Annotated in this window: 8 protein-coding genes; 5 read left to right on the top strand and 3 right to left on the bottom strand. The window is 63.5% G+C overall.

The features are described 5' to 3' along the window. Positions 1–94: 94 nt before the first annotated feature. The 4 genes from ACVCAG_RS09195 to ACVCAG_RS09180 all read left to right on the top strand — a co-directional run bounded on the left by ACVCAG_RS09195 (position 95) and on the right by ACVCAG_RS09180 (position 6642). On the top strand, positions 95–751 hold the full coding sequence (locus ACVCAG_RS09195) for an HAD hydrolase-like protein (RefSeq protein WP_440087616.1): 657 nt from the start codon (positions 95–97) through the stop codon (positions 749–751). Positions 752–2138: 1387 nt separating this feature from the next. Then, positions 2139–3695 (top strand): pentapeptide repeat-containing protein, encoded by a 1557-nt coding sequence (locus ACVCAG_RS09190; protein WP_440087615.1) that lies wholly within the window; start codon positions 2139–2141, stop codon positions 3693–3695. Positions 3696–4334: 639 nt separating this feature from the next. After that, a complete protein-coding gene (locus ACVCAG_RS09185; RefSeq protein ID WP_440087614.1) occupies positions 4335–5657 on the top strand; it encodes a hypothetical protein in 1323 nt (440 codons plus the stop codon). A gap of 334 nt (positions 5658–5991) precedes the next feature. Then, a complete protein-coding gene (locus ACVCAG_RS09180) occupies positions 5992–6642 on the top strand; it encodes an HAD family hydrolase (RefSeq protein ID WP_447189722.1) in 651 nt (216 codons plus the stop codon). Between the two features lie 279 nt (positions 6643–6921). Here the strand turns inward: ACVCAG_RS09180 and ACVCAG_RS09175 are convergent. From ACVCAG_RS09175 to ACVCAG_RS09165, 3 genes are all read right to left on the bottom strand, one after another. Further along, positions 6922–7736, bottom strand: a protein-coding gene (locus tag ACVCAG_RS09175) for an IS5 family transposase (protein WP_440087612.1) whose coding sequence is annotated in 2 segments (ribosomal slippage) — positions 6922–7382 and positions 7382–7736 — 816 coding nt in all. Because the reading frame shifts where the segments join, the coding sequence is not laid out codon by codon here. A gap of 410 nt (positions 7737–8146) precedes the next feature. Beyond that, positions 8147–9136: a transposase gene (locus ACVCAG_RS09170; RefSeq protein WP_440087611.1), complete on the bottom strand. Its 990-nt coding sequence runs from the start codon at positions 9134–9136 to the stop codon at positions 8147–8149. A 353-nt stretch (positions 9137–9489) separates the two neighbouring features. Beyond that, positions 9490–10554, bottom strand: coding sequence for a patatin-like phospholipase family protein (locus tag ACVCAG_RS09165; RefSeq protein ID WP_440087610.1), 1065 nt, complete (start codon positions 10552–10554; stop codon positions 9490–9492). Between the two features lie 261 nt (positions 10555–10815). Between ACVCAG_RS09165 and ACVCAG_RS09160 the strand changes: the two genes are divergently transcribed. Continuing rightward, positions 10816–12852 carry a DNA/RNA non-specific endonuclease gene (locus tag ACVCAG_RS09160; RefSeq protein WP_447189721.1) on the top strand — a complete coding sequence of 679 codons (2037 nt, stop codon included), beginning with the start codon at positions 10816–10818 and terminating at the stop codon, positions 12850–12852. Positions 12853–13072 lie beyond the last annotated feature (220 nt).

Below are 13072 nucleotides of genomic sequence, written 5' to 3'. Positions count from 1 at the left end.
GTCGAGGAAGTCCAAAACCGACCTCGTCGACGACCTCAGGGCGGTCCAGTACACATCGGCCGCCGGTTGAGAAGACGGTTCGCCCGTAGGGTTGGTGATTGTGCAACGGCTTGCGCTCTTCGATCTGGACAACACGCTCGTGAACCTGGACGAGGCGTTTCAAACGTGGGCCGCAGAGTTCGCCGACGAGTACGGCCTCGGACACGAGGCGGTCGACTGGCTACTCGCTCTCGATCAGGCAGGTTATCCGCATCGTGAGGTCTTCTTCGCTAAAGTCCGTGAGCGCTTCATCCTCACCGAGTCGGTCGAGAAGCTGTGGGGCCGCTACCGCAAGCGCATGCCGTACCTGGTGCGCTGTCGGCCAGAGGTGATGGACGGCCTGGCTCGACTGCGTGCGTCAGGGTGGAAGGTGGCCATCGTCACCAACGGGACGGCGGACAACCAGCTTGGCAAGATTCAGTGGACGGGACTGGCCGAGGCCGTCGATGCCTACGCGCTGTCCGGGCTCGAAGGTATTCGCAAGCCCGATGTCGGCCTGTTCGAGATCGCTACCCGGCGGTGCGGCATGACTCTTGCCGATGGGGGATGGATGGTTGGGGACCACCTGGTCGCCGACATCGGTGGAGGACGAGCCGCCGGTCTCCGGACGGTCTGGATCGACCGAGGGACCTGGCCAGACCAGGAGCACGAGGCGGACCACGTCGTCACGGACGTGCTGCAGGCGATGGAGATCTTGCACGCGGTTCGGTGACCAATTCGGAAGTGGGAGAGACATAAACGTCGATCTTGCTAACGCGGGTGCTAACAACAGGTCTGGACGGACCTGGACGACCGTGGACTGAGGGACCTCATGAGCCCCGCCTGAGCAGGCTCGGAAGACAGCTGTGAACGATCCTGGACGATCGTGTTCTAACTCGTAATGAAGTGTTCGGCTGAGGCCGTGACGATCGCTGGCTTCGGCACTCGCTTGGATATTTTTATTTAGTAACCACCGTAGCAGTCTGTGCTAAAGGGCTTAAGAGGGAGATCTATCCGCGGTCTAAGATAACGGCCATTGTTGCCGCCAGGGCTGAACCCGTTGCGCCCAAGCAGGATAGAGTGGCCACCGCATCCTTGGGTGTGGCCCAAAGTCCTCGGTTTATCCTGCGCCACCGTTCTCTCCCTAGCCGGCGAGCAAAATTTTGCCGCTTGTGCTCACGGACCTGATTGCAACCGAATAGAAGGCCTTGAGCATTATTTCTGCACGGACCTTGACGGCCTTCGGCTCCACATGTCCGAGGAACTCTAAAAAGAAAATAGATGATCGCCAGTAACGATCCCGCGATCAGAAAGGGGGCGATCTTTCCTCTGTCGTCTACGATCCACCAAGCGCCGACAAGAGCTAAAAGCACGCCGTAGCCCCAGTATTTTTCTATGAAACTCTTTTTTCCTCTCGCCACATGCGCAACATATCGATAGTTGTTGCTTTCAGCTAGAGGTTTTTTTCGCTTTGAATAACGAAAATATGTATTGACAGGTTGTGCGTCTTAAGGTAGGGAAGGATTGAGTCGTTGTGATTACTGCTGTCCTTATTAGCAAAATCCGGGAACCTTTAAGGGTTGATGCTCGTTGGCCTGCATGGATCCGTCCGTTGGTCGATCGGGCAGGCCGTCGGTTCAATTCCGGCCGGGATCGCAGCGTGGATCGTCCTTGTGGCGATGCTGGCTGTAGTCCGTTATGTACTTGATCGGTCCTCGGGCAGTCCGAGCGGAGAGGGGAGTAGCTCTATGCGAAGTGCATCAGGGGAAGTTTTCTGGTCAATCAGTTGCAATCTCGCGGGAGGCGTCCTCCTGCCCGCCGATGAGCGGACGGATCCACTTGACGACAACAGTGACGACAACATCGGCCACCACAGGCATACGTCAGCAGCCGTCCACGGCCTTCTGACCTCGTGCCGGTCGGGTGCAGCAGGGTGATCGCTCCGCCTGAAAAGCGGACGGTCGCTCTTGCCTGCGATAACAGAACAGCCAGCTGTCAGCGGACAGACACTTTATGGGCCTTGCCCTGGAGATGCTAGCGTTCGAGCGTTGATTAAGTGGCGATGGACCGGCCCGGGGATGCTTGACGTGAGTTAGGGGCTTTTCGAGGTGCCGGTGGCCATGCGCGTATTCGGCAACCGCCGACCGGGCACGGCGGCCGGTCACGATTGGTCATCGCTGATGGCCACCGCGACGTGGAGGCCGCACGAACCGATCAACCTGGAGGGCATGAGGTGGTGGCCAGGTTTCCCCCGGTTCGTGCTCACGGTGCTTAGTGTGGTCTTAGTCGCGGTGCTGGCCTGGGTGCTGGGCCCGGGGGCGGCGTGGGTGCTGGAGCACATCGATGGTGTGACCGGGCTGCGGGGCAAGGAACTGGCCGAGGCGCTGGATGCGGTTCGCAACCGCGTCTTGTCCATTGGGACCGGGCTGCTGGCTGCTGCGGCGATCTACTACACCGCTGCCAACGCCGCCTCGGCCCGGCGCAGCGCTCAGGCCGCCCATGATGGTGTGGAAGCGGCCCGCCGTTCAGCCGACCTCAACGAGCAGGCACAACTGCGTATCTTCGAGCTCACCGAGCAAGGCCAGCGGCGTACCCACGAGCTGACCGAACGCGGCCAACTCACCGACCGCTTCACCGCCGCGGTCGCCCAACTCGGCGATCCCTCCCCGGCCGTCCAGCTCGGTGGGGTCCACGCTCTAGCTGGGCTGGCTGACGATGCACCCACCCGCGAGCTGCGCCAGACGATGATCGACGTTCTGTGCGCCTACCTGCGCATACCTTACGTCTCTGACCCCGGCGACCATGGCGACGGTGACCCAGCTGAACGTCTGGTCTTCGCTGGCCTGCGCGAGGTACGACACACCATCATCCGCGTCATTACCACCCACCTGCGCAAGGAGTCCGCCGCCTCCTGGCAGGGCCACGACTTCGACTTCACCGGAGTCGTCTTCGACGGCGGCGACTTCAGCGGCGCGGTGTTCTCCGGCAGCACGGTCACCTTCCAGCGCGCGGTGTTCTCTAGCAGCGCGGTCTACTTCAGCGACACGGTCTACTCCGACGGCGCGGTGTACTTCAGCGACACGGTATTCTCCGGCAGCGCGGTCTACTTCAACGGCGCGGTGTTCTCCGGCGGCACAGTCACCTTCGACGGCGCGAAGTTCTCCGGCGGCACAGTTTGCTTCGACGAGGCACGGTTTTCCGACGGCATGGTCGGATTCAATCGTGCGAAGTTCTCCGGCGGCACGATTGCCTTTGACGGCGCGAAGTTCTCCGGCGGCAGAGTCGCCTTCAACGGCGCGAAGTTCTCCGATGACACGGTCACCTTCGATCATGCAGAGTTCTCCGGTGGAGGGATCGACTTCGGTGAGGCGACGTTCTCCGGCGGCACAATCACCTTCGACGATGCGACGTTCTCCGGCGGCACGATCTACTTCGACTACGTAAGGTTCTGCGGAAGCAAGATCCACTTCAGCGTCGCACTGTTCTCTGGCAGCACGGTTGGCTTCGATGGCGCCCGGTTCTCCGGTGGGACGATCGTTTTCGACGAAGCGAAGTTCTCTGGTGGCACGCTCGACTTCCGCAAAGTGTGCGATTGGTCATATCCGCCAGAGTTGCCAGCCCGGGTGCCAGTCTGTGTGCTGCTTCCCCATCGGCCCGGTACCGCAACGCTTCTATGACACTTCGAGCACCCTAGAGCTGCGGATCATGGTCTTGGCCGCCACACCGGCTCACCTCGTCGTCACGTGCGGACACAGTTCACGCTGCTGACAGCCCCCAGCTGAGGTTCCCCTCCGCAGGACGGACACCTGGGCCTGCGACGTTCCGTGCGAGAACATCTCCGCCGCGCGTAGCCGCACCGCCTCACGTCGTGCTCTGTCTCGGGCGGTCAGTCCACCGCCTTCGGGATACCTCATAACTCCGTCATACCGAACACAAAGTCATCAAAGGGTCATGAATCACCCTCGATGATCTAACTCCCAGGCTTCAATCTCGGTAATAAGTTGCCCGCGATCTCCCCGTGTGTCGAAATATGACGTATGCAAAGTGCTCAGGAGGAGCTTAGGGAGTACCTACGGGGACGCCATCGCGTCGTCTCGGGCTTGCCGGCATGGATGGCCGGAACGGATCGAATCCATATCCTCCTCCAGGAGGCGGCACGCAAGCGGCACAAGGAGGCACTGCGTCTTAGGGATCCGCATGTCACGGAGAACTCGGCACTGTGGACGAGGACTTTCAAACGATTGATTCGCTGGAACACCGAATTCCCACTCGGTAATGGATCTTGTTCTCGCAAGGACGCCGCTCAGGCTGTGGACATGGCTGAGTCGTTCGACGTGATCGAACGACTTGAAACAACCCTCAGCGTCGGCGGATTCTCGGTCACCAAGTCGTCGGGCGGTTTCAGCCTAGCCATCACGCAGGATCCGTCCATCGAAGTGGCTGATATGTATCTGGAACTGCTGACGATTCCGCGGAACAGTTCGAACCACCGCGTTCCAGAGATCGACCGGTGGGTCCTAAGCCTTACTTCCGCGAAGCCCGTGAGGGGGATTCCTCTCACAGTCAGGAGGGCGGCAACCCGATGGGCCCTAAAAGAGGTCGAAGCCTACCGAAAGGCCTTACCGGAAGGGAAACTTCCGTCTGGCTTTTCTCTGGGAGGTCGGCTCAACATGGGAGTGGTTGTTCAGCACTGGGCGAGTCTGGTTGGCATGTGCCATGTGTTGGACGTCTGCGCTGCGCTCACCGGTCATACCGGTCCCACGCTAGCGTGGCTTCCTAGAGACGAGATCGCCGCCAAGTTAGTGGAGACTGTTGAGGACGGGGCGGATCTTGACGTAGCTCAGGAGATGGTCGATCTACTTACATTCCGTCCGGGTGTTAGCCCGCTGGCGGCTCCGTTGATTCCCTGCGAGGACAAGCTCATTATTTGCCCAGCTCTCATCAACCCGATCGGGATTGAGCGATTGTTGCTACGAGCCGTCGCCGCCAACCCTTCCCGCTTCGGCAAGGTAGGTAAACAGCTCGGCAAGCGGGCCAATGAGTGGGGGGAACTGGTTCGCGAGATTCCCGACGTGCAGGTGGCGGAGGGAGTTAAGGTCAAAAGGCCGAACGGTAGTACCGCTGGTGATCTAGACCTGGTGGCCATCGATCCTTCGGCGGGCGTAGGTCTGTGTGTGGAGGTCAAGTGGCCTATTGACGCACATACTCTGAAGGAATCCATGAAAACCTCCGAGATCATCCTGAGTGCTGCCCGCCAGCTTGATGGTCTCCGATCAGGACTCTTGGCTTCGGAGGTGGCACCAGTTCTTCCAGCGGGGTGGCCTGATTTCAAGCAGATCACTTGGTTCTGGGCCGTGGGGACACCGCAGCAGCTATATGCAGGGAAGCTGCCAGTGCCGGACATGCACATGACGTCTCTCCGCTACCTCAAGCAGTTGCCCAGGGCTGAAACGCTTAAGCAGCTCATAGACGCGGTGACGCGGCCATGCTGGCCGCAGCGGAATACCCACTTCACCCTAAGCTCCCTACGTACCCAGATAGGGAGGGTACGCGTCACACAGGAAGTGATCGAGTGCGGAGGACTGCTTCGCTGGAGACCACAGTATCCGGAGGATCTAAACAGGACGGAACGTCGTTGACGCTGGCAGTGAACACACTGGAGATCCGGGGCATATCAGGTAGTTCCCTCACTTCGGGACATGTACGGAATGATTAAGAGCAGAGTGATTACGTTGCTTGTTGTATCGGCACGTCAGAGCGGTGATCCTGACGGAATAGCGATCGCTCTCCTGAATGGCCTCCTCCACCAGGGGGAGATTGGAGACTAAAGCAATGCTCTTTGGAGCTGCCGCGGGGCTTCCGGTCCTCGGGCCTTGCGGCCTGCGGTACGGGTCCCCTTGCCACCGGATGACCTCGTGATCTCGCCGGCCAAGCACACTCGGAGCGAGGAATGCCCCGGGTATGGTGGCAGCCGTGCAGAAGCTCGCGCTCTTCGACCTGGACAACACGCTCGTCAACCTAGATGAGGCGTTTCAGGTATGGGCCGGAAAGTTCGCCGAGGAACACGACTTAGATCGCGAGGCGGTTGATTGGCTGATCGCTCTCGATCGAGCCAGCTACCCGCACCGTGAGGTCTTCTTCAGCAAGGTCCGGGACCGTTTCGCCTTGGCCGAGCCGGTCGACGAACTGTGGAGCCGCTACCGCCAGCGCATGCCGTACCTCGTCCACTGTCGACCCGAGGTGATGGACGGGCTGTCTCAACTCCGCGCGTCGGGGCGGAAGGTGGCGATCGTCACCAACGGCACCGCGGACAACCAGCTCGGCAAGATCCAGCGGACAGGACTGGCCGAGGCCGTCGACGCCTATGCGCTCTCAGGACTCGAAGGCATCCGTAAGCCCGACATCGGTCTGTTCGAGGTCGCGGCCCGGCGCTGTGGCATAACCCTCGAAGACGGGGGATGGATGGTCGGTGACAACCTCGTTGCCGACATCGGCGGGGGACAGGCGGCCGGGCTACGTACGATCTGGATCGACCGAGGTACTTGGGCCGACCACGATCACAGCGCGGATCATGTCGCTACCGACGTGCTTAAGGCCATGGAGATCCTGCACAGTCAGCCATGATTGAGCGGCCGTGCCGCAGCCCGACGAGGAGTGCTGTACAGCAGGCCCGTACAGCAACACTGCCTTACACGAGCACACGCTACCGACCCGTATCTACCATCTGACCAGGGCATGAGGCTGCCGACCTGGGACATGCCGTTGACTCGTAATGAAGTGCTCAGTGGCAGCCAGACTGAAATCGCTTATGAGGCCTGCAGGGGGTTCAACGAGAACCCAGACGAACTACACATGGCAGCTCCCTGCGAACAGTGCGGACGCGCGATTTGCCGCTTAAAGCTGCTAACGCAACGAGTTGAGGCGTCGCCAGCAGATGAGTGCGCAGGCAAGCCTGAGGAAGGCCTCGTGGACGTCGGCGCGGGCCTCCCAGCGGATGCGCAGACGGCGGAAGGCGTGCAACAGGGCGAACGTCTGTTCCACGACCCAGCGGTGTTTGCCCAGGCCAGAGCCGTGTCCAGTGCCCCGGCGAGCGATCAGCGGACGTATCTGCAGCTCACGGACCAGATCGCGGTACTTGTCATGGTCATGGTCCCGGTCGGCGAGAACGACGTCGGGACGCTGCCGTGGACGGCCACGCTTGCCACGGACCTTCGGGATCACCTCCAGGAGCGGGCGAAGCTGGGTGACATCGTTGCGGTTGCCTCCGGTGAGGATGACGGTGAGCGGGATGCCGGTGGCGTCGGTGATCAGGTGGTGCTTGCTGCCGGCCCGTCCTCGATCGACCGGGGACGGACCGGTCTGCGCCCCCCTTTTAACGCCCTGATCTGCGAAGAATCCACCGCGGCCCGGGAGAGGTCGAGAGCATCGGCGGCGCGCAGCCGGGCCAGGAGCACCTCGTGCAGGCGCTGCCAGACACCTGCCTTGTGCCACTCGTTCAGTCGCCGCCAGCACGTCATGCCCGAGCCGTAACCCAGCTCCTGCGGCAGGTGTTCCCAGGCGATGCCGGTGTGCAGCACGAACAACACGCCCTGCAGAGCCAGACGGTCATCGAGCCGTTTACGCCCCGGCCAGCGGGTCCGACGCCGGTGTTTCGGCAGCAACGGCTCGATGACCGCCCACAACTCGTCGCTGACCTCCCACGGCTTCGGCCGCGCCACCTGCCACCCCTACCGTCACTACAGCGAGAGATCAAAGCACAGTCGAACTCATTCTGTTAGGCGCTCTTAGCTTCGCTTTTAACCCGGTGTTGGATGTCAGGCCGTCCGGTTGGTCGTTTTGATGGCCGGGTGACGGGGAGCAGGTCCGCGGATGGTGTCGCGTGGGCGGCCCGGGGAGTGCCCGCAGGGTTGTGGTGGGCTGGCGGGGGTGCCTACTACCGCGTGAACGGAGCGAAATGCGCGTCGCACGCGTCCGGGCGTTAATCGGTGGGCGGGTAGCGGTTTTTCCCAAGGCAGGCGCAGGTCGGTGACGAGGCCGCGGGCCAGGCGTAGCTGGGTGTAGGCGGCGATGATGAGCCAGGTCCACCGGTCGGCCTGTTCGGGGGTGCGAGGCCGGGGCAGCGTCCAGTTCAGGGTCTGCTTGCAAAAGCGGAAGGTGTGCTCGAGGTCGAACCGCCGCACATAGAGCGCCACAGCAGATCCAGGTCCACAGGGCAACCGGTGGGGCCGTGCCACCACAGCCACAAAGTGGCGGGCTTGCGGGTGCGGCCGGGGAGCGCGGTGACGGTGAGCCGAACCACGGTGCCGGCCACGATCGGGCGCGGACCACGGCTGCCGTGCCCGTCATGCTGCTGGGTTTTGGCGTGCAGCCCGCTCCAGGCATGCACGGTCACGGTGCCGTACTGCGCATCTGTGGTGGTGAGAGCGGCCGTCGGGATCGGCCACGTGCCCGGGTCGGCGCAGGTGAACTTCCTGCCGTGTCGGCGCGGTCGGCCACGGGCGCCCACCTCGGCGGGCGGCGGATCGGCGTAGAAGCAGCGGTCGGAACGGATCCGCACCAGCAGCTGCGTCGGCGCGTCCTTTAGGGCAAGGGCCAGCCGGACCGGGTCGTAGCCGCCGTCGAAGACGAACAACGGGAGCCGCCCGCTGGGGTCGGGCAGGTGCGGCAGCAGGTGGAGGATCTGGGTGGCCGCGGCATCGTTGATGTTCGTGCCCGGCAGCAGGCGCACCACATCCAGCGGAGCAGTCCAGGAGTTGGTCGTCAGCTCCAGGGCGGCCAGCCAGGAGAATGCCCACCCGGCGATGATCGGTTTGTCCGCCGAGTGTCGGGTGGGGTGGTAGTAGAACCCGCAGTCAGGTGAGCATTCGGCGTCGCTACGCGCCCAGCAGCTGACGTCGATGGCGAACACCGCAGGTCGCTGAGCCAACTGCCTGGCCGGCAGATCCCGCAGGGCGTCGGTGTTGATCTGCCCTTTGGCCAGCGCGGCATACCCGCTGCCGTGTCCGCGCCGGTGCAGGGGATCCAGCGACAGGTACGGCAACGAGGCCACCGGCCCGGCGGCCAGCACGGCATCGGCGAGCTCGAACAGCGCGTCCGAGCGACGGGTGAAGCAGCTCATCAGCTCCTGCCGAAACGTCGTCAGGCGGGCCAGCCCTTGGCGAGATGGGCTGGGTAAGAGCACACTCGAAACGACGGCCACCACACACCTCCGGGCACTTGGTCGTACTCGGAGCATCGCGCGGTGGCCGTTCTACGTCGAGAACCACCCATCACCGGGTTAAAAGCGAAGCTTAGAGGACTACCGGGCCTTGTTCACGCGCTCGGTTCCGGCAGCCGCCGACCCCGGGTACAACAGCGCCGGGTCGGCCTGGTCAACCGGCACGACGACGCGGCGCTGCCCGTAGTCCATGCCCAGCGCGGCCGTGAACTGGTCGAACCAGACTCGGTCGGTTTCGTTTCCCGCAGACGCTCTCAGACCCGGCTGACAGCGGCCCGGTGCCGGTACCTGTCCAGGTATTCGGCGAAGGACCATGTCGTCAGGAATTCCTCGGCGGCCTGCTTTCCGTTGTCGAACAGCGTCCGCCTGCCAGCGGGATCGAGGCTGAAGTCGATGGCGTCGACTCCGCCGGTGTTGACGAAGATCGTGCGGTCCCGTACGGCGGGCTCGCCCAGCGCGTAAAGGTCGTGAGCGTTGATCATCGTTTTGATCAACGCCATCGCGAGCCCGAACGGGCTGCGGATCGGGCGAGATTCCGCGTGCCATGGCTCGGACGGGGGACCGGAGAGTTTGATTCCGAACGTGGGCCATCGGGGTCGTGTGCCGTCCTGCCGGTCGAAGACCGTGATGGGGAAGTTGGAGAGCAGCCCCCCGTCCACGAGCATCGCCGAGCGCCCGCCGGGACCTGAGAGCTGGACGGGAGAGAACACGAAGGGGATCGCTGCGGAGGCGCGAACGGCGTCGGCGACCAGTTGCTCATCCGCGTCGAGTCCGTAGTGGTGGTAGTCCCAGGGCAGTCGTACCATGCGCCGGTTGGTCACGTCCGACACGATCACCACGAGCTTGTAGGCGCGCTGGGAAGGCAGGTCGCTGCCCGGGTCGTCCAGGCGGAGGTCGGCGAAAGTCCGCACACCGCATTGTTCGAGCTTGTCACTGATCCACTTGTGTAGATGGTCCCCGCGATACAGGCTGAGCTTGGTGATCATGGAAAGTCCGCGGCCCAACGAGCTAAACCACGGGCTGTCACAAAAAGCGCTGAAATCGGTCTCCTGTGTCAGTCTCACGGCCTCACGGATCGGCAGCCCTGCCGCTATGAGTGATCCGACCACCGCGCCTGCGGAAGTGCCCGCCACTCGGCCCGGACTACCGAACCGGTATCCATGCGCGTCCAGTGAGGACAGCGCCCCTACCAAGCCGAGCCCTTTGACTCCTCCGCCCTCGAGGACCACGTCTGCTATGGATTCGCCGCTCATGATCTCATCTCCCCCGATGAATCCTTCCGGCTCTTCGTTCCAGCTTAGAAACAGGATGAAAAGCACAGGATCGAAGCAGGGCAGGGTCCGGCTAAATCGGAGTGATGTTAAAAAGTGTGTGATAAGCCGCTAGATCTGGTTTGACCTGGGGATAGTCGGTGGCCTGTTTTTCGGTTCGGCGCACACCGCCACAGCCAACCGATCCGGTTCGGGGAGACTTACGTGATCCCAGCCGGGGAATAACGCCCCCGTCGGCAAAGTGACGGCGGTCGACCGAGGACGGGCGGAATGGGGTGGGGCATGGGTTCGGAAGGACCGTCCGCCGGGGTGCAGGAGGATGTGGCAGCGCGGGTGGCCGACAGGAGCCAGCAGCGTCGGCGGAAGATCGCCATACTTGCCGAGCCGGGCGGCATCGCCCGGGCTGATGAGCCGGTGAGGGTGGCCACTCGCATCGATCGGCTCAGCCACCACTACCGCGACATCCGCCCGATTGACCCTGCGGCGATCACCGCTGCCGAACCGGCGGCCGTGGCAGCGGCGGCGGCGGTGCTGGAGCGGATCATCCAAACCAACGACCTGCTGCCTGTCAGCTACTTGGAAGGCGGGGCGGCGGCGGCGCGGGCGGTCGGGCGGGTGGTCGTCCGTGACGCGCGCGGGCGGCTGGGTGGCTACGGCACCGGATCGCTGGTCTCCCCGCACCTGCTGCTCACCAACCACCACGTGCTCACCGACGCCACTACGGCCGGCCGCAGCGGCGTGGAGTTCGACTATCAAGACGGTATCGACGGACGGCCACTCCCGCTGCAGGGCTTCTCCCTGGATCCGGACCGGTTCTTCGTCGCCGACCAAGAGCTGGACTTCGCGCTGGTGGCGGTGAAGGCCGACCCTGGCGAGCTGGCCCGGTTCGGGTTCAACCGGTTGGTGGCTACCGAGGGCAAGGCCATCGTCGGTGACTTCGTCACGATCGTCCAGCATCCGGGCGGGGAGAAGAAACAAGTCGCGCTGCGGGAGAACCGGATCGTCGACGTCTTGGAGTTGTTCCTGCACTACCAGACCGACACCGAGCCCGGCTCCTCCGGCTCCCCGGTCTTCAACGATCAGTGGGAGATCGTGGCCCTGCACCACGCCGGCGTGCCCGCCGCCAGCCACGACGGGCTTGGCGGCGTCATCAACGAAGGGGTACGGGTCAGTCGGCTGCTGGCCTTCTTGCGTTGCCAGTCGTTGCCGCCGGACCAGCAGGCTTTGGTCGGCCGGATGTTCACCGAACGCATCAGCCTCTCGCCCGCCCCACCGGCTTCGTCCGCTTCGGTCGGTGGGCCGCTCACCCGCCCCGCCCAGCCCGTAAAGCAGGTAGAGGCAGCAGGGCGGGCGGCCGCCGGGCAGGTGCCGCTGACGCTGACGCTGACCGTCCCCTTCGACATCCGGCTGCGCGGCGAACCGGTCGACGCCACCGACCCGGCCACAGCGGCGGCGCCAGAGGCGATCCAGATCGACCCGGACTACGCCGGCCGCCGCGGCTATGACCCGGACTTTCTGCCAGGTGGGCATCGGGTACCACTACCCGCCCTGCACCCCGATCTTGTCCCGCTGGCGGCGCTCAACCGGCACGTCGACGGGCAGGCGAGCGATGGGCGGGCGCACGTGCTGAACTATCACCATTTCAGCGTGGTGATGAACCGGCAGCGGCGGCTGGCCTTCTTCACCGCGGTCAACATCGACGGCGCAACCAGTCGGCGCATCCGCCGCGACCCCGACCGGTGGATCTTTGACCCCCGCCTCTCTGAGAGTGAGCAGGCCGGAGAAGCGGTTTACCGCGACAACCCCCTGGACCGCGGCCACCTGGTGCGCCGCCTGGATCCAGCGTGGGGGGCTGACCACGCGGTAGCCAAAGCTGGCAACGACGACACCTTCCACTTCACCAACTGCACCCCGCAGCACAAAGACTTCAACCAGAACCAGACCACCTGGGCCGGGCTGGAGGACTACATCCTGGATGCCGCCGACACCTGCGACCTGAAAGCCACCGTCTTCACCGGCCCGGTCTTGGCGGCCGACGACGACCCCTACCGCGGCATCCACCTGCCCCGCCAGTATTGGAAAGTCGTGGCGATGGCTAAGCAGAACGGCGAGCTGTCGGCCACCGGCTATCTGCTCAGCCAAGACCACCTCCTCAATGGCCTGGAAGCCGCTCCCGCGGAGTTCTCCTACGGCGCCTACAAGACCTACCAAGTACCGATCCGGCGCATCGAAGACCTCACCCGGCTGTCATTCGACACCCTCGCCGACGCCGACCCGCTGGCCCGTAGGGAAGCGGCGGTCACCACAGCCCAGGAGATCACCCACCCCCGCCAACTCACTCTCTGACAACCGTCGAATCGCCGGAACCAACCCCGGCCCTCAAAATCCTGCAGGCCGAATATCGTCAACCAGCGTTGATGCGGAGCACCTGGACGAGGTCAGCAACGTCCTCGGCCCAGTTCGCCGAATAGGCGACAGTTGATTACGCGAGGTCGCCAGAGTGACACCCTTATAAGGCGTCCTCTTCCCGAAGGTGGCTCCAGCCCCAAAGTAGATCGATCGGGCA

The sequence above is a fragment of the Streptosporangium sp. G12 genome, assembly GCF_052983175.1.
Note: the sequence above shows the minus strand (reverse complement) of the source record. Positions and strands in the feature narration are given on the sequence as shown.